This is a genomic window from Methylobacterium sp. 285MFTsu5.1 (assembly GCF_000383455.1).
Lineage (GTDB): Bacteria > Pseudomonadota > Alphaproteobacteria > Rhizobiales > Beijerinckiaceae > Methylobacterium.
Window position 1 is genome coordinate 25,566 of record NZ_KB911277.1, and the last position, 16,918, is coordinate 42,483.

Annotated in this window: 13 protein-coding genes; 5 read left to right on the forward strand and 8 right to left on the reverse strand. The window is 71.6% G+C overall.

Annotated features, from left to right (window positions below; all coding sequences use genetic code 11):
• Positions 1-97: 97 nt before the first annotated feature.
• From H288_RS0113915 to H288_RS0113925, 3 genes are all read left to right on the forward strand, one after another.
• Complete coding sequence (locus H288_RS0113915; protein ID WP_020093189.1) at positions 98-397, forward strand: hypothetical protein; 300 nt, start codon at positions 98-100, stop codon at positions 395-397.
• The gene (locus H288_RS0113920; RefSeq protein ID WP_020093190.1) at positions 394-1,032 is read left to right on the forward strand and encodes a TetR/AcrR family transcriptional regulator; all 639 of its coding nucleotides are present in this window, start codon (positions 394-396) and stop codon (positions 1,030-1,032) included. The genes H288_RS0113915 and H288_RS0113920 overlap by 4 nt, the downstream gene beginning before the upstream one ends.
• Before the next feature lie 436 nt (positions 1,033-1,468).
• Positions 1,469-3,649, forward strand: a complete 2,181-nt coding sequence (locus H288_RS0113925; protein WP_020093191.1) for a TonB-dependent siderophore receptor — start codon at positions 1,469-1,471, stop codon at positions 3,647-3,649.
• Between the two features lie 113 nt (positions 3,650-3,762).
• Here H288_RS0113925 and H288_RS0113930 read toward each other — a convergent pair whose 3' ends face one another.
• The 6 genes from H288_RS0113930 to H288_RS0113955 form a co-directional block, all read right to left on the reverse strand.
• Positions 3,763-4,959 (reverse strand): PepSY-associated TM helix domain-containing protein, encoded by a 1,197-nt coding sequence (locus H288_RS0113930; protein ID WP_020093192.1) that lies wholly within the window; start codon positions 4,957-4,959, stop codon positions 3,763-3,765.
• 93 nt (positions 4,960-5,052) lie between these two features.
• Positions 5,053-6,645: a galactarate dehydratase gene (gene garD / locus H288_RS0113935; protein WP_020093193.1), complete on the reverse strand. Its 1,593-nt coding sequence runs from the start codon at positions 6,643-6,645 to the stop codon at positions 5,053-5,055.
• Between the two features lie 44 nt (positions 6,646-6,689).
• On the reverse strand, positions 6,690-7,577 hold the full coding sequence (locus H288_RS0113940; RefSeq protein ID WP_020093194.1) for a 2-hydroxy-3-oxopropionate reductase: 888 nt from the start codon (positions 7,575-7,577) through the stop codon (positions 6,690-6,692).
• A 22-nt stretch (positions 7,578-7,599) separates the two neighbouring features.
• Positions 7,600-8,364 carry an HpcH/HpaI aldolase/citrate lyase family protein gene (locus H288_RS0113945; RefSeq protein ID WP_020093195.1) on the reverse strand — a complete coding sequence of 255 codons (765 nt, stop codon included), beginning with the start codon at positions 8,362-8,364 and terminating at the stop codon, positions 7,600-7,602.
• Between the two features lie 130 nt (positions 8,365-8,494).
• Entirely contained in the window at positions 8,495-9,385 is an 891-nt protein-coding gene (locus H288_RS0113950) for a LysR family transcriptional regulator (RefSeq protein WP_020093196.1), read from the reverse strand.
• A gap of 122 nt (positions 9,386-9,507) precedes the next feature.
• Positions 9,508-10,641, reverse strand: a complete 1,134-nt coding sequence (locus tag H288_RS0113955; protein ID WP_026604934.1) for a branched-chain amino acid ABC transporter substrate-binding protein — start codon at positions 10,639-10,641, stop codon at positions 9,508-9,510.
• A 348-nt stretch (positions 10,642-10,989) separates the two neighbouring features.
• On the opposite strand from H288_RS0113955, the gene H288_RS0113960 reads away from it, so the two are divergent.
• The gene (locus tag H288_RS0113960; protein WP_234080747.1) at positions 10,990-13,707 is read left to right on the forward strand and encodes a glucosidase; all 2,718 of its coding nucleotides are present in this window, start codon (positions 10,990-10,992) and stop codon (positions 13,705-13,707) included.
• Positions 13,708-13,737: 30 nt separating this feature from the next.
• Here the strand turns inward: H288_RS0113960 and H288_RS0113965 are convergent, their stop codons facing one another.
• Together H288_RS0113965 and H288_RS0113970 are read right to left on the reverse strand one after the other, a co-directional pair.
• Entirely contained in the window at positions 13,738-14,055 is a 318-nt protein-coding gene (locus H288_RS0113965) for a hypothetical protein (RefSeq protein WP_020093199.1), read from the reverse strand.
• A gap of 175 nt (positions 14,056-14,230) precedes the next feature.
• A complete protein-coding gene (locus H288_RS0113970; protein WP_020093200.1) occupies positions 14,231-14,500 on the reverse strand; it encodes a hypothetical protein in 270 nt (89 codons plus the stop codon).
• Between the two features lie 559 nt (positions 14,501-15,059).
• Here H288_RS0113970 and H288_RS0113975 point away from each other — a divergent pair.
• Positions 15,060-16,808 carry an outer membrane beta-barrel protein gene (locus H288_RS0113975; RefSeq protein ID WP_234080748.1) on the forward strand — a complete coding sequence of 583 codons (1,749 nt, stop codon included), beginning with the start codon at positions 15,060-15,062 and terminating at the stop codon, positions 16,806-16,808.
• Positions 16,809-16,918: the final 110 nt, after the last annotated feature.

The following is a 16,918-nucleotide window of genomic DNA, read 5'->3' on the forward strand; positions in this document are numbered from 1 at the left end:
GCGCTGTCGTCGCAACCCATCGCCCCCGATGAGAATGAACGTTCATTGACATGAGAATGAACGTTCATTATAAGGGTGGGGCAAACAGGAGCGCGCGATGGCTCTCACACTCGAAGGCCGCTGGTCCGATCTCGATGCCGAGCGTTTCGGCGCCCGCGGCCCGGGCGCCCTCGCCCTCGTCCGCGCCGTCTGCACCCCCGCCAACCTGACCTTCGGCGCCGTCCTGGCCCTCGCCTGGCTGGCCCTGATCAACTGGACGGGCGCCGGCCCGGACGGCTGGCAGGCCCGGATCTGCGCGGACCTGCATCAGGGACCGCAATCCTGCGCCGTCGCCAGCCTGGGCAAGGACCAGAGCCGCGTCGCCCCGGTCGCCGTCACGGCGCAGCCGGGATCGTGACCGTCGCGGCGGACAGGGCGGCGGAGGCCCGCGGCAACCCGTCCGCCCGGCGCGAGCACATCCTCGACGCCGCCGAGACCTGCTTCGCGCGCAACGGCTTCCATCGCACCACCATGCAGGACCTCGCCCGCGAGGCCGCGATGAGTCCGGGCAACTTCTACCGCTACTTCGAATCCAAGGAGGCCCTGGTCCTCGGGCTGGTGGAGCGCGAGCGCGAGCGCGGCACGCTCCTGGTCGCCGAGATGGAGGGCAGCGGCGATCCGCGCGGGACGTTGCTGGGCATCATCGCCCGCTACTTCGCGTCGATCACCCGCGAGGCCGCGACCCTGCGGGTGGAGATCTGGTCGGAATCGACCCGCAACCCGGACATCGCCGCCATGACGGCGCGGACCGAGGCGGAGAGCCGCGACTGGTTCGTGGCGACCCTGGCGGCGCTCGCCACCGCGCCGGGATGCGATCCGGCCGGGCTCTACGCCCTGCTCGCGCCGCTGATGAAGGGGATCGTCGTCGGCCGGGCCGCGCTGCCCGACTACGACGTCGCCGCGGCGATCGCCCAGCTCCACGCGCTCCTCGACGCCGGGCTCGACGGTCGCCTGCCGGCCCCGCCGCTCGCAGGCCGACACGCCGGCCGCTGATCCCGGCACCGCCGCCGCCGCGCCCTCGGGACGCACCGGCGGCGCGCCGGTCGAACCGCCATCGACGATCGCGCGTCGGACACGGCGCGCGGTACGCCGGCCGGTCCGCGTTTCCCCCCTCGCGCGGGCCGGCCGGCCGTTCTCCCGGGCGATCCCGCGCGATCACGCCCGGTCCCCTGACAGACGCGACGGCGTGAGTCGGCCCGCGGCCCGGGATTCAGCCGGTTGCGAAGGGCACGCATTACACACTCTGTAGTTGGCATCTTTGAATGATTTCAAAGCATTGCCCCTCAAAGCGTGCCTTCCGCGCCACATCCGGGCAGAGGATGCGCGCGTCACCCGCGGCTTTCCCGATCGGCGTTGAGAAACGACGGCGTTTGCACTCTAGAAACACCGCACCGCGTCGATACGTCGCTCTTGAGAACGATTTTAAATCATGCCCGCCGCCCGGATCGACGTCGTCGATCGCATCAAATACTGCCGGTCGCGCCTGAATATCTGCAGCACCGGACTCGCGACGTCGCTCCTCCTGCTCGCGCCGACAGAGATCCGCGCGCAATCCGACCCGGCCGCCGACGAGGTCGTGCTCTCCGAACTCAGCGTTGCGGGCACGGGCCCGGTCAGCGAGCGGGCCGACGGTCCCGTCACCGGCTATCGGGCGACGCGCTCGGCGACCGCCACGCGCACCGACACGCCGGTGCGCGACTCGCCGCAATCGATCAACGTCGTGTCCCGCTCGGTGATCACCGACCAGCAGGATCTGCGGCTCACCGATGCCGTGACCAACGTCAGCAACGTGGTTCTCGGCAGCACGGTGCAGGGACGGTCGCAGAACTACCTGATCCGCGGCTTCTCCACCCAGGTCTTCGCCGTCGACGGCGTGCTGGTCGACCCGGCCATCAACTTCTACCCGGTCACACGGGACCTCGTGGACGCCGAGCGCGTCGAGGTGATCAAGGGCCCGGCCTCCGTGCTGTTCGGCCGGGGCGATCCCGGCGGCGTCATCAACATCGTGACCCGCCGGCCCACCTTCGAGCCCACGGCCGACGCGAGCGTGCAGGGCGGCAGCTTCGGCTTCCGGCGGTTCCAGGGCTCCGTGTCGAGCGCGCTGCCCGCCGTCGAGGGCCTCGCCGCGCGTCTCAGCTTCGCCGCCCAGGAGGATCCGACCTTCCGCAATTACGGTGGCGACACCAACCGGCGCGTCTTCGTGGCGCCGGCCTTCAGCTGGACGCCGAGCGCCGACACCCGGGTCTACGTGAACTCGGAATTCACCAACCAGCACACCCAGTACGACGAGGGGCTGGTGGCCTTCCGCGGCCGCGTCCCGCTCGACAACATCGGCCGGTTCTACGGTGAGCCGTCCTCGCGCTACTTCGGCGCGTTCAACACGATCACCATGCGCGCCGAGCACGACGTCAACGAGAACCTGACGCTCCGGCAGGTCATCGCCGGGCAATGGGGCACGTTCGACGTGTTCGCCGCCCGTGCCCTATCGGTCAACAATGCCGGCACGCTGCTGAGCCGGCGCGAAGCCACGGTCAATTCGCGCTTCGCCGCGGTCGACAGCCAGACCGAGGCCGTGATGAAGTTCGACACCTTCGGCTTCGCCCATACGGCGCTCCTCGGGTTCGAGTACTCGAACGGCTTCCGCCACGCCTTCTCCCAGCAGGGCAACCTCGCCCCGGTCAGCTTCCTCAACCCGATGTTCGGCGCGGCCTTCCAGCCGCTCCAGTTCCAGGCCGACCTGAAGCAGAAGCTGGAAGTGTTCGGGCTCTACGTCCAGGACCAGATCGTGCTGGCGCCGGGCCTGCAGCTCGTCGTCGGCGCCCGGTTCGATCTCGGCAGCCAGTACTATTTCAACCGCCAGCCGGCCTCGCGGACCCAGCCGCCCGAGCAGACCCTGTTCGGCGCCTCGCCGCGGGTCGGGCTGATCTACCGGCCGTTCGAGCCGCTGACCTTCTACGCGAGCTACGCCACGTCGTTCCTGCCGCAGACCGCCAGCGTGCTGAACGTGGCGAGCCCCCCGCCCAGCACGGGCGAGCAGGTCGAGGCCGGCACCCGGGTCGATCTCACGCCCGGCCTGACCCTGAGCGCGGCCGCCTTCCAGATCGTCCGGGACAACGTCGCGGCCACCGACCCGCGCAATCCGACCTTCTCCGTCATCACCGGCCAGCAGCGGTCGCGGGGTGTCGAGGCCGACCTGGCCGGCGAGATCCTGCCCGGCTGGAGCATCATCGGCAGTGTCGGCCTGATCGACGCGCGGATCACCAAGGACACGACCTTCGCGGTCGGCAACCGGCTCACCGGCGTGCCGGTGTTCAGCGGCAGCCTGTGGACGACCTACGCGTTCCAGGACGGCCCGCTGCGCGGGCTCGGGCTCGGCTTCGGCGTCACCCATGTCGGCCGACGCTACGGCGACCTCGACAACAGCTTCACCGTGGGCGCCTACAACCGGCTCGACGCGCTCGTGTACTACGATTTCGACGCCCACTGGCGCCTGTCGGTGAACATGCGCAACCTGACGAACGCGCGCTACATCGAGGCGCCGACCAACGCGACCAACAACACCCCCGGGGCGCCGTTCACGGTGCTGGCGACGATCACCGCCCGGCTCTGACGGGCGGGCCGCATCGCCCGAGCGGCCGGGCCCGTCGGGGCGCGGATCGCCGCCCCGCCGTCCGCGCGACGGGGTGGGTGTCATCGAACGCTGGCGCCGCCGGAGGCCCGCCGTCAGGGGCTCGCCGTGCGGACCGCGCCCGCCGGCGCCCCGGCCGCGACGGTCCTGCGGCGGGCGCCGGCGCGGCGGCGCAGGACGTAGAGCGTCAGGCCGGTCGCCGCGAAGCCCGGCATGGCCAGCGCCGCGAGGCAGAACAGCAGCGCGACGAGGTCGCCGAAGAAGCGGCCGCGATGCACCTCCAGGACGTTGTCCAGGAGGCGCCGGCCCAGCGGCGCGTCGGCGGCCCGCTCGGAGGCCAGCAGCGCGCCCGTGGCGGGATCGTAGCGGATCTCGTTGCGGGCGCTCGGCGCGTCGACGCCCTTCGGCAGCCAGCGGATGCGGATCGCCTTCGTGTCGGCGCCCGGCAAAGTCAGGACCGCCGTCCCGGCCTCCGCGCCGGTCCGCGCGCGGAAATCCGCCCAGGCGCGGTCGACGGCCGCGCCGTCGGCGGCGGGATCGGCCGGTTTTCCGGCGGCCCTGCGGCCGGCCGGCTTCGCGGCGTCGGGGGCGCCCACGAGCAGCCGCGTCGCGCCGTCCTTGAACCACGGGTAGGACCACGTCAGGCCGCTCAGCGCGATGACTAGGTAGACCGGCAGGAGCCAGGTCCCGACCACGGCGTGCAGCGACCACCAGCGCGGCCGGCCGGGCCGCGACAGGGCCGGCTTCAGCCAGATCCGCCAGCGGTGGATCCGGGGCCAGCGCAGGTAGAGGCCGGTCGCCAGGAAGGCCAGCAGCGCCAGGGTGCAGGCGCCCGTCACGGTGCGGCCCCAGCCCTTGGACCCGCCGGGCAGCAGCAGCCAGCGGTGCAGGTCCCGCACCGTCGTGAAGGCGCCCTCCAGCCGCACCGGGCCGAGCAGCGCGCCGTCGTAGGGGTCGGCGTAGGCGGCGGGCGGCCGCGCGCGGGTCTCGGGGTCGCGGGCGAAGCGGACGTGGACGCTCGCGCGCGGGTCGTCCGACAGGGTCAGCACGTTGGCGACGCGGCCGCCCGCCTGCGCGTCGATCCGCGCCGCCAGCGCCGCGGGGGGCAGCGCCGTCCGCCCGGCGGGCGCGACCTCGAGCCGGTCGCGGTTGGCGAAGGCGGTGACCGCCTCCTCGTAGCTCATCAGCGCCCCGGTCAGGCCCATCAGGGCGAGGACGAGGCCGGCGGTGAGGCCGAGCGCCCAGTGCAGGCGGAAGAGCAGGGTCCGGAGGGAGGGAATCGGCAGCGTCATGGCGGTGCCGGCTGCCTAGCAGAGTCCGGCCACGCTGACGACGCGGCGGGACGCATGCCCCGCCCGACCGTCCGGCCGTCCCGCCGGTGAGTCTCAGGTGATCGGCGCGGGGTTGAACAGGGTCAGGTCGTTGAACAGCCCCCACCGGTCCGACCAGGGGCGCTTGCGCCCGCTCGCGACGTCGAGGATCAGGTGGAACAGCTCCCAGCCGACCTCCTCGATCGTCGCCGCGCCTGTGGCGATGCGGCCGGCATCGAGGTCGATCAGGTCGGACCAGCGCTCGGCCAGCTCCGTGCGGGTGGCGACCTTGATCACCGGCGCTTGGGCGAGCCCGTAGGGCGTGCCGCGGCCGGTGGAGAAGACCTGCAGGGTGATGCCCGAGGCGAGCTGCAGCGTGCCGCAGACGAAGTCGCTCGCCGGGGTCGCGGCGAAGATCAGGCCCTTCTCGCGGACGCGCTCGCCCGGCGCCAGGACCCCCGAGATCGCGCTCGTGCCCGATTTGGCGACCGAGCCCAGCGCCTTCTCCACGATGTTGTTGAGGCCGCCCTTCTTGTTGCCCGGCGACGGGTTGGCCCGGCGGTCGGCCTCGCCCTTGGCGAGGTAGGCGTCGTACCACGCCATCTCGCGGACCAGCGCCGCGGCGACCTCCGGGCTCTTCGCCCGGGGGGTGAGGAGGTGGATCGCGTCGCGCACCTCCGTCACCTCGGAGAACATCACGGTGGCGCCGCAGCGGACCAGCAGGTCGGCCGCGAAGCCGAGCGCCGGGTTGGCGGTGACGCCCGAGAACGCGTCGCTGCCGCCGCATTGCAGGCCGACGACCAGCTCGGAGGCCGGGCAGGTCTCGCGGGTCCGGCGGTTCAGCACCTCCAGGCGGGCCTCCGCCATGGTCAGGATGCTGTCGATCATGGCCGAGAAGCCGCGGTGGCGCTCGTCCTGCAGCCGCACCACCCCGTCGCCGGCCGCGCCGCTGTCGGGCAGGAGCCGCTCCGAGACGAGCTTCTCGCAGCCGAGGCCGACGACCATGACCTCGCCGCCGAAATTCGGGTTCTGCGCGAGGCTCTGGAGCGTCCGGATCGGCACCACCGCCTCGGGAGCGTTGATGGCGACGCCGCAGCCGTAGGCGTGGGTCAGGCCGACCACGTCGTCGACGTTGGGGTAGCGCGGCAGCAGCTCCTGCTTGATCCGCCGGATCGCAACGTCGAGGGTGCCGGCGACGCACTGCACGCTGATCGAGATCGCCAGGATATTCTTGGTACCCACCGACCCGTCCGGGTTGCGATAGCCCTCGAAGGTGTAGCCCTCGAGCGGGGGCAGGGGGGCCGGCACGCGGGTGGCCATCTCCAGGGCGTCGAGGGCGGGGGCGACCGGCGTCGCGACGCGGGATTCCTCCACCCAGGCGCCCCGCGGGATCGGTTGCGTGGCGATGCCCACCACCTCGCCGTAGCGGCGGACCTCGCCGCCCTCCGGGATGTCGGTGAGCGCCACCTTGTGGCCCTGCGGCACGAACTCGACGAGTTCCAGCCCGTCCGGGAAGACCGTGCCGGCCGGCAGCCCGAAGGCGTTGACCACGATCGCGACGTTGTCGCTGTCGCTCAGGCGGATCGTGCGCGGCACGTCGCCGGCGGCCCCTGCGGCCCCCGCGCCGGCCGGCTGCGGGCGGGTCGGGGCTTCGATCTCGGCCTGCATCGGATGCTCCTTCCGTCTCGCGCCCGTCCGGGCTCCTGTCGGGATCAGGCGGCGTCGCCGACCGCGTGGTTCGCCAGGGCCTCCAGGGCCTTCACCATGGCGGAGTGGTCCCAGGCCGCGCCGCCCTGGGCCACGCAGGCCGAGAACAGCTGCTGCGCCAGCGCCGTGGCGGGCAGGCTGAGGCCGAGCGTCCGGGCGTTGTCCAGGGCGAGGTTCAGGTCCTTCTGGTGCAGGCCGATGCGGAAGCCGGGATCGAAGGTCCGCTCGATCATCCGCGCGCCGTGCAGCTCCAGGATCCGCGAGGTGGCCAGCCCGCCGGTTATCGCCTGCCGCACCTTGGCGGGATCGGCGCCGGCCTTCGAGGCGAAGAGCAGCCCCTCGGCCACCGCCTCGATGGTCAGGGCGACGATGATCTGGTTGGCGACCTTGGCGACCTGCCCCGAGCCGACCGGGCCGACATGCGTCACCGTCTTGCCCATCGCGGCGAACAGGGGCTCGGCGCGCGCGAAGGTCCCGGCCTCGCCGCCGACCATGATCGAGAGCGCGGCGTTCTTGGCCCCGACCTCGCCGCCCGAGACCGGCGCGTCGAGATAGGCGCCGCCCCGCTCGGCGATCCGGGCGGCGAAATCCTTGGTGGCGAGCGGCGCGATCGAGCTCATGTCGATCACGGTCTTGCCGGGCGACAGCCCCTCGGCGACCCCATCCGTCTCGAACAGGACCTGCTCCACGTCCGGGGTGTCGGGCAGCATCAGGATGATCGTGTCTGCGCGCTCGGCCACCTCGGCGGCGGTGGCGCAGGCGGTGCCGCCCGCCGCGAGCAGGGCCTCGGGCACGCTGCGCCGGGTCTTGAGGAACAGGCTGTGGCCCGCCGCGATCAGGTGTCCGGCCATGGGCGTGCCCATGATGCCGAGGCCGATGAATCCGATGTTCATGGGTACGATCCCGTTGCGGAGCTCAGGCGCGGAAGCGGGCGGCGAGCGCCTCGGAGCTGCGGGCGAGGAGCCCCATGTCGGAGCCCACCGCTGTGAAGCGGGTGCCGGCCGCGATGTAGCGGCGGGCCAGCTCCTCGCTCGGCGTGAGGATGCCGGCCTGCTTGCCGGCCCGGACGACCCGGGCGACCGCCGCCTCGATGGTGGCGACCACCTCCGGGTGGCCCTGCTGGCCGACATAGCCGAGGCTGGTGGAGAGGTCGCCGGGCCCGATGAACACGCCGTCCACGCCCTCCACGGCGGCGATCGCGTCCAGATTGTCGAGGGCGCGGCGGGACTCGACCTGCACCGCCACGAAGATCTCGGCCTCGCAGCGGGTGTGGTAGTCCTTGATCCGGCCGAACCGGGCGGCGCGGGGCGCCTGCGAGAAGCCGCGGATGCCGCGGGGCGCGTAGCGCGTCGCCGCGACCACCCGGGCGGCCTGCGCGGCGTCGTCGATGTTGGGGATCATCAGCGACTGGGCGCCGGCGTCGAGGATCCGCTTGATGGTGATCGGGTCGTCGCTCGGCACCCGCACCATCGGGTGCGTGTCGCCCTCCATCATCGCCTGGAGCTGGGCGTAGATGTCCCGGAGGTCGTTGGCCGAGTGCTCCATGTCGAGGAGCAGCCAGTCGAACCCGGCCCCGGCGACCACCTCGGTGGAGATGGGACTGGCGAGGCTGCACCACAGGCCGATCTGCTGGCGCCCCTCGGCGAGGGCCGCCTTGAAGCGGTTGGTGAGGCTGTCCATCACGATCCTCCCTGGGGGCGTCGCGGCGTCTGCGCGCCGTCCGCCCCATCACGCGCAGCCTTCCGCCGCGAGGTCAAAGCCAAACACTGGATCGATCGATGCGGATCGCGCATCGATCGACCGTGCGGGCTCACGCGGGCGGCATCTCGGCCACGATCGAGACCAGCTGGGCGATGAGGGGGTCGTCCGCGTCGCGCCGCCACGCGAGGAGCAGTTCCACCGGGCGCGGCGCCGGCAGGACGAGGGGGCGGAACACCACGCCCTCGAAGCGCAGGCGCTCGGCGGCGGCCGGCACCAGGGCGATGCCGAGCGCCGCCCGGACGAGGGCCAGGATCGAGTGGATCTGCGTGAGCTGCTGGACCGTCGGGGGCCGGATCTCGGCCTCGGCGAGCAGGCCCAGGACGAGGTCGTGGAAGTAGCGCGCCTCGTTGGGCGCGTAGCCGATGAGCGGCTCGCGCCCGAGATCGGCGGGGGTGAGCCCGTCGCGCAGGGCCAGGGGGTTCCCGGCCGGCAGGGCCACCACCAGGGGCTCGGCCAGCGCCCGGACGGCGATCAGGTCCGGGTGCGTCACGGGCGGGCGCACCAGCGCGGCGTCGATCCGGCCGGCGAGCAGCTCCTCGATCTGGTCCTTGCTGACCATCTCGCGCAGCGCGAGCGTCACGTCCGGCAGCGCCCGCCGGAACGCGGTGACGAGGCGCGGCAGGAAGTCGTAGGCCGAGGCCGCCGTGAAGCCGAACTTGAGGACGCCCGCGCGCCCCGCCGCGACCTGCCGGGTGACGTGCGTCGCGGTCTCGGCGAGCCGCAGGATGCGCTGCGCCTCGGGCAGGAAGCTGCGACCGGCGGCGGTCAGCCGGACCGTGCGGCTGGTGCGCTCCAGGAGCTGCACGTCGAGGACGCGCTCCAGGACCTGGATCTGCCGCGACAGCGGCGGCTGCGTCATGTTCAGCCGGGCGGCCGCACGCCCGAAATGCAGCTCCTCCGCCACGGCGGCGAAGCACCGGAGCTGGCTGAAGTCGAACATGAAGGCTCCCTCTCCCGGACCGCGGCGCAGTCGGGCGGGAGCATAAGGCCTTCGCGGCGGCCACGTTGAGATCGCCGCCCTCATCCAATTAGGTAAGGCGGCGGCCTCCGGGCCCGACCGGCCTACGGGGTCACCTCGTGCCCGGCATAGTCGATCCGGCCGTCCGGCCCCTTGGTCCACTCGTAGATGACGTAGTCGGGGCGGGTGAGATCGCCCTTCCCGTCGTAGGCGATCGGGCCGACCACCGTGTCCACCGGCTTGCCCCGGTGCAGCCAGTCGGCGAGCGTCTTCCCGTCGCTGGAGCCGGTCTCGGCCATCGCCTTGGCCAGGACCTGCACGGCCGCGTAGGCGTAGAGCGTGTAGGCCTCGGGATCGATGCCCCGGGCGTTGAACGCCGCCACCACGCCCCTGGCGTTCGGGTTCTTGCGGGCGTCCGGCGCGAAGGTCATCAGGGTCCCGGCCGCGCCCGGGCCGGCGATCTGGACGAATTCCTTGTCGGGGATGGCGTCGCCGCTCATCATGCGGGCGGCGAGGCCCTGATCGCGCATCTGCCGGATGATCAGCCCGGCCTCGGTGTGCACGCCGCCGAAATAGACGACGTCGACGTTGGCGGACTTCATCTTGGAGACGAGCGCCGAGTAGTCCTTCTCGCCCGGGTTGATGCCCTCGAACAGCACCTCCTTGCCGCCCTTGGCCCTGAACGCCTTCAGCGTCTCGTCGGCCAGCCCCTTGCCGTAGGGCGTCTTGTCGTGGACGAAGGCGATCTTCCTGCCCGGGAAGTGCGCGGCCAGGTAGCTGCCCGCCACCGCGCCCTGCTGGTCGTCGCGGCTGCAGGTGCGGAACGTGTTCCACATGCCGCGCTCGGTGAACTTCACGCTCGTGGAGGCCGGCGTGACCTGGATGATGCCGGCGTCGAGATAGACGTCGGAGGCCGGGATCGTGACGCCGGAATTGTAGTCGCCGACGACCATCTTCACGCCGTCGCTGGCGAACTTGTTGGCCACCGAGACGCCCTGCTTCGGGTCGGAGGCGTCGTCGCCGACCGTGACGGTCAGCGTCCTGCCCTTCAGCGTGCCGGCCCTGTTGATGTCCTCGACCGCCTGGCTCACGCCGTTCCGGATCTGGGCGCCGAAAGCCGCGTTCGGCCCGGTCATGGGCGCGGCGACGCCGATCTTCACCGGCGCGCCGCCCTCCTGACCTTGCGCCGCGGTCATGAACAGCAGCCCGGCCAGGCCGGCCATCAATAGTCGCGTCATCTTTCCCCCAAGATGTGGCCGGACAGATCGCCGACGAACGCTGAATTCGGATAGATCAACGCGGATCCCCGCGCGTCGAGTCGCAGATCACCCGGCGCGATCCTGTCGCTCACCTTCACCGGGGTCAAGGTTTGGGGGTGGGCCGAGACGGTCACCGGCGCGGGCGCGCGATCGGCCGGCGGGCGCTCACGGAGCCGTGCGGCGGCCCGAAGGCCCGACGGGTCGGGATGGCGCCGATGATGCATCGGGCCGGCGCATCCGCAGCGAACCGCCGTGACCGATGACCGCCTCCCGTCCCCGCCGCACCCCCAGCCCCGGCCGACCGGGCCCGCGTCCGGGACGCGGCTGATGGGGCCGCGCGCGGACGAGGATCGGGACGGGGATCGGGACAGGGATCGGGGCGAGGGTCGAGACGCGTCGGTGGACTGGGCCGAGCGCCGCCGGATCGCCGAGCAGGGACGGGGCGACCGGGCGTGGTCGCTCTGGGGCCCCTACCTCAGCGAGCGGCAATGGGGGACCGTGCGGGAGGATTACAGCCCCTGCGGCAACGCCTGGGCCGCCCTGACGCACGAGGACGCCCGCTCGCGCGCCTATCGCTGGGGCGAGGACGGGCTGGCCGGGATCTGCGACGAGCGCGGCAACCTGTGCCTGGCCCTCGCCCTCTGGAACGGGCGCGACCGCATCCTCAAGGAGCGGCTGTTCGGCCTGACCAACCAGGAGGGCAACCACGGCGAGGACGTGAAGGAGGTCTACCACTACCTCGACGCGGTCCCGAGCCACGCCTACCTGAAGATGCTGTACCGCTACCCGCAGGCGGCCTTCCCCTACGCGGAGCTCGTCGACGAGAACGGTCGGCGCGGGCGGGAGCAGCCCGAGTACGAGATCGAGGAGACGGGCGTCTTCGACGGGGACCGGTTCTTCGACGTCACCGTGGAGTACGCCAAGGCCGACGCCGACGACGTCCACGCGGTGATCACCGCGCTGAACCGGGGGCCCGAGCCCGCCGACCTCCACCTCGTCCCGCAGCTCTGGTTCCGCAACACGTGGTCGTGGGAGGCCGGGCAGGCGCGCCCGCGGATCGCCCGCGCGCCCGACGGGGGCGCCGTCTGCACCCACGAGCGGCTCGGGCCGTACCGGCTCGCCTTCGACGGTACGCCGGACCTGCTGTTCTGCGAGAACGACACCAACCTGCGGCTGCACGGCGGGCAGCCGGACGCCGCGGGGCCGTTCAAGGACGGTCTCCACGCGGCGATCGTCGACGGCGATCCCGCTTCGGTGCGCCGGGACGCGGGCACCAAGCTCGGCCTGCACTACGCGCTGCGGCTGGCGCCCGGGGAGACCGCCCGGATCCGCCTGCGGCTTTCGGCGGGCCCGCGCGCCCGGGCCGTCGACGACGGGTCCCTGGTCCGCCGCCGGGTGGCCGAGGCGGACGCGTTCTACGAGGAATTGCAGGACGGCATCGCGAGCGCGGATTCCCGCGCGATCTTCCGCCAGGCCGCCGCCGGCCTGATCTGGTCGAAGCAGCTCTACAGCTACGACGTGCGGCGCTGGCTGGAGGGCGACCCGCTCCAGCCGCCGCCGCCCCGGGGGCGCGCGGGCGGCCGCAACGGCCAGTGGCGCCACTTCGCGGCGGCCGACGTGCTGTCGATGCCCGACACCTGGGAATATCCCTGGTTCGCCGCCTGGGACCTCGCCTTCCACTGCCTGCCGCTCGCCCTGCTGGACCCGGACTTCGCCAAGAAGCAGCTCCTGCTGCTCACCCGCGAATGGTACATGCACCCGAACGGCCAGCTCCCGGCCTACGAGTGGGAGTTCGGCGACGCCAACCCGCCGGTCCACGCCTGGGCAGCCTACCGGGTGTTCGAGATCGACCGGGACCGGCGGGGCGGGCGCGGCGACCTCGCCTTCCTGGAAGGCGTGTTCCACAAGCTCCTGATCAACTTCTCTTGGTGGGTGAACCGCAAGGACGCGCAGGGCCGCAACGTGTTCCAGGGGGGCTTCCTGGGGCTCGACAATGTCGGCGTGTTCGACCGCTCGCGCCCGCCCCCGGGCTTCGGGGTGGTGCACCAGGCCGACGGCACCGCCTGGATGGCGATGTACGCGCTGACCATGATGCGCATCGCCCTGGAGCTCGCCCTCCACAACGACGTCTACGAGAGCACCGCCTCCAAGTTCTTCGAGCACTTCCTGCTGATCGCCGAGGCCATGACCGACATGGGCGGGTCGGGCGGAGACGGGCAGGGCTACGGCCTGTGGGACGAAATCGACGAATTCTACTACGACGAGGTCGACATCCCCGGCGGCGGGATGCTCCCCTTGCGGGTCCGCTCCATGGTCGGGCTGGTCCCGCTCTTCGCCGTCGAGGTGATCGAGCCCTCCGTGCTCCACCGGCTGCCGGATTTCGCCCGGCGCCTGAACTGGGTGCTGGAGAACCGGCCCCACCTCGCCCGCCTGGTCTCCCGCTGGACCGAGGGGGGCGTGAAGGACCGCAAGCTGCTGTCGCTGCTGCGCGGCCACCGGATGAAGGCGCTGCTGCGCCGCATGCTCGACGAGGCCGAGTTCCTCTCGCCCTACGGCGTGCGCTCCCTGTCGAAGGTGCACCGCGACGCGCCCTACGTGCTCAACGAGCTCGGCGCCTCCTTCACGGTCCGCTACGACCCGGCCGATTCCACCTCGAACATGTTCGGCGGCAACTCGAACTGGCGCGGCCCGGTCTGGATGCCGATGAACTTCCTCATCGTCGAGGCGCTGCGGCGCTTCCACACCTATTACGGCGACGACTTCCTAGTGGAGTACCCGACGGGCTCGGGCGCGATGCTGACGCTCAGCGCCGTCGCGGACGCCCTCGAGGACCGCCTGATCGCACTGTTCGCCAAGGACGGGACCGGGCGCCGGCCTGCCTTCGGGACCCGGCCGCCGATCGCCCCGGCGCCGGGTGCCGAGGAGCCGCTGCTGTTCCACGAGTTCTTCGACGGGGATACGGGGCGGGGCCTCGGCGCCGCGCACCAGACCGGCTGGACGGCCCTCATCATCAACCTGCTGCGCGACCGGGCACGCCCGCGATAGGCGCGCCCGGCCGGAAGCCGGCCGATCGGGTCAGCAGCTCAGCCGCCGGCCTTCGCGACGCCCGAACACTTTGTAGTGGGCGGCACCCGATTCCATCTGGCCGTTGGCCACGGCGCGGCGGACATCCGGGTTGCAGCGCAGGTACTCGCGCTCGTCGAACCCGTAATTGGCGCGGCCGCGGTAATCGTCCCGGTCGCGGTAGCCGCGGTCCCGGTAATCGTAGTCGCCGCGGTCGCGGTAGCCCCGGCCGCCGTAATCGTCGTAGTCGGGGCGCGGCTGCGCGGAGACCGGGCCGACCACGCCCAGAATGCCGAGGCTCACCGCGGCCGCTGCCAGAATCGCCTTCATCGTACCAATCCTCCCTTGTCGGTGGCCAGAAACGCGTCGGGGCGCGGATGGTTCGATCGCCTCGGACGTGGCACCCCCGGCCAGCCCGAGCCCAGCCTCCGCGACGCGGGAAGCCCGCCTCGCGGCTCTGCCCCGGCCCGCGCCGGGGCGGACGCAGCCCCGGCGCGGATGCGCGTCACATGCGGCGCATCATCTCGCGACGCATCTCGCGGTGGCGCATCTCGCGGCGCATCTCCCGATGCATCATGTGGCGCTCCATCCGGTGGCGCATCATCCGGCGCTCCATGCGACGGCGCATCATGTGGCGCTCGACGGGATCCATCTGGACCGTCGAGACCATGCCGGCGGGCGCCGACACGCCCGTGCCGGGGCCGATCGGCGCGGCGGAGGCCGGGATCGCGACGGCGGAACCGAGAGCCGCCAGCAGGGCAGCGGCAATGATCATTGAACGCACGTGAGGTTTCCTCTCTCGCCGCCCGGGAAGACGGGCGGGCGTTTCCAGGGGACTCGCGGCCGGATCCGCCCGCAATCCCGCCCAGGAAGGCTCGGGCCGCCCGGATGGTTCCCCGGACCGGGCCGCCCCGCCAGGAACGCGCCGGAGCGGTATCGCGACGGGCATCGCGTCGGGCCGGCGGCCGGGCCCCGTGGCCGCCCTGGGTTGGACCGGGCAGGGCACAGGTGATGCACGAACGCATCACCCGGCCGCAAAAGCGAACGGAACCAAGCCGCGGCACGACCGAAGATCAGAGCAACATCTCCGCTGACAATGACTCGAATACACTATCAAGATACTAAGTCTGTAAAATACACGAAGTCAATAAAATATCATTCTCGCATCAACGATTGCATAGTCAGTCAAATTTGAGGAAGTATCTCGAAAATCCACGCTTCAGAATCGAGACATCATGACCTAATCATAAGAACGCATCATGCGAACCGCGCGAGATCAGCAGAAGCTCCGCTTCGGCATCCGAAGCCTTACCGGCGAAGAGACCTTGACGCTCATGCCTTCGACGACGCGCGGCGGGGGACACTACATGTACCGCATCTCGAGTTCTGGACTTCTCCTGTTCCTGCTGTCGCAGACCGCGATGGCGGCGGACCTCCCGCGGCGGGCCCTTCCGCCGGCGGCGACGGCCGTGCCGATCTTCTCCTGGACCGGAGCGCATGCCGGCCTGTTCGCCGGTTACGGGACCCTCGATCGGGCCACGCAGTTCGTCTGCACAGGTCCGGACGGGCAGCCCGGAGCCCGGAACTGCCCGGTCATTCCATCGAAGCGGGCCTCGGACGGGAGCTTCGTCGGCGGCGCCGAGGTCGGCTACGATTGGCAGGTGAATTCCGGCTTCGTCGCCGGCGCCGCCGCGGATTACCAATTCACCCGGCTGTGGGGCTACGATCGCCGCGAGGGCGCCTTTCCGGCCGCGGGCGGCGGCTTCTATCGCCGCAGCGTCGCCCATTCCGGCCAGAGGCTGGACGAACTCGCCACCCTGCGCGGCAGGATCGGCTTCGCCGTCGATCGCACCCTCGTCTACGCCACGGGCGGCCTCGCCGCGGGCACGGTCCGGACCGACAACAACCTGTCGTTGGCCGGCTTCCCGCTGTTCGACGGGCGCCAGGGCGCGGTGCGCATGGGCTACGTGGCCGGCGCCGGCATCGAGCACGCCTTCAGCGAGCACCTCTCCGCCAAGGTCGAGGGTCTCTACTACGATCTCGGCTCCCGGGCGATCCTCCCGGCTCCGTCGTACCCCGTGCTGACCGGCTACCACGCCGGCACGCGGGTCGCGACGGACGGCTTCCTGGCCCGCGTCGGCCTCAACTACCGGTTCGGAGCCGGGCTTCCCACCCTGGCCCCGATCGCGTCGGCAGGCCCGGCCACCTGGGATTTCGAGGGCGGCCTGCGCTACGTCTTCAGCTCCGGGACACCGCGCGAGAAGCTCGGCGACCCCGACGCGCCCGGCCAGCTCAATTCGCGCCTGACCTACAACAACACCCAGGCGCATGCCGGCGAGAGCTTCGCACGGCTCGAGCACAACCCCACCGGCCTGTTCGCCAAGGGCTTCCTCGGCTCGGGCGGCGTCACCGGCGGCCGCCTCGCCGACGAGGACTTCCCGCCCGCCCTGCGCCGCTATTCGAAGACGCTGTCGCCGATCAAGGACGGCGACATCGGCTACGGCGTGATCGATCTCGGCTACGACGTGCTGCGCCGGGACGGGTACAAGCTCGGCGGCTTCCTCGGCTACCAGTTCGCGTCCGAACTGTATAACGGCTACGGCTGCCGTCAGGTGGCAGGCGGGACTCCCTGCGCCAGACCCTACCCGACCAGCATGAAGACGCTGGGCGAGAGCATGCAGTGGAACGCGCTGCGCGTCGGGGTGATCGGCGAAGCGCGGTTCGACCGGGTCCGGCTGAGCCTGGAAGGCGCCTACTTGCCGGTCGTGAGCCTGAGCGGCGTCGACCGGCACTGGCTGCGGCCCGACATCAATCCGGGGCCGGAAGGCGGCCGCGGCGACGGCTACTTCCTGGAGGGGATCATCTCGTACGACCTGACGCCGTCCGTCAGCGTCGGCGTCGGCGGCCGCTACTGGCAGCTCCAGGCCGACAAGGCGCACACGACGGCCTTCCTGTTCTCGCCGCCCAGCCCGATGAAGTTCGAGACCGGTCGCTACGGCGGCTTCGCGCAGCTCTCCTACCGGCTGGCCGATTTCGGCTTCGGCGAGACAGGCGCTCCGGCGGCCCCGATCCGCAAGGACTGATCCAGCCGCCACGTCGCGCCCGAACGCGGGCGCGGCAGGCCAGGGGACGGGCCGCGCCGGCCGTTCGATTCCGGTGCCTCGATATCCCGGTGCCTCGATCCCGGCATCGG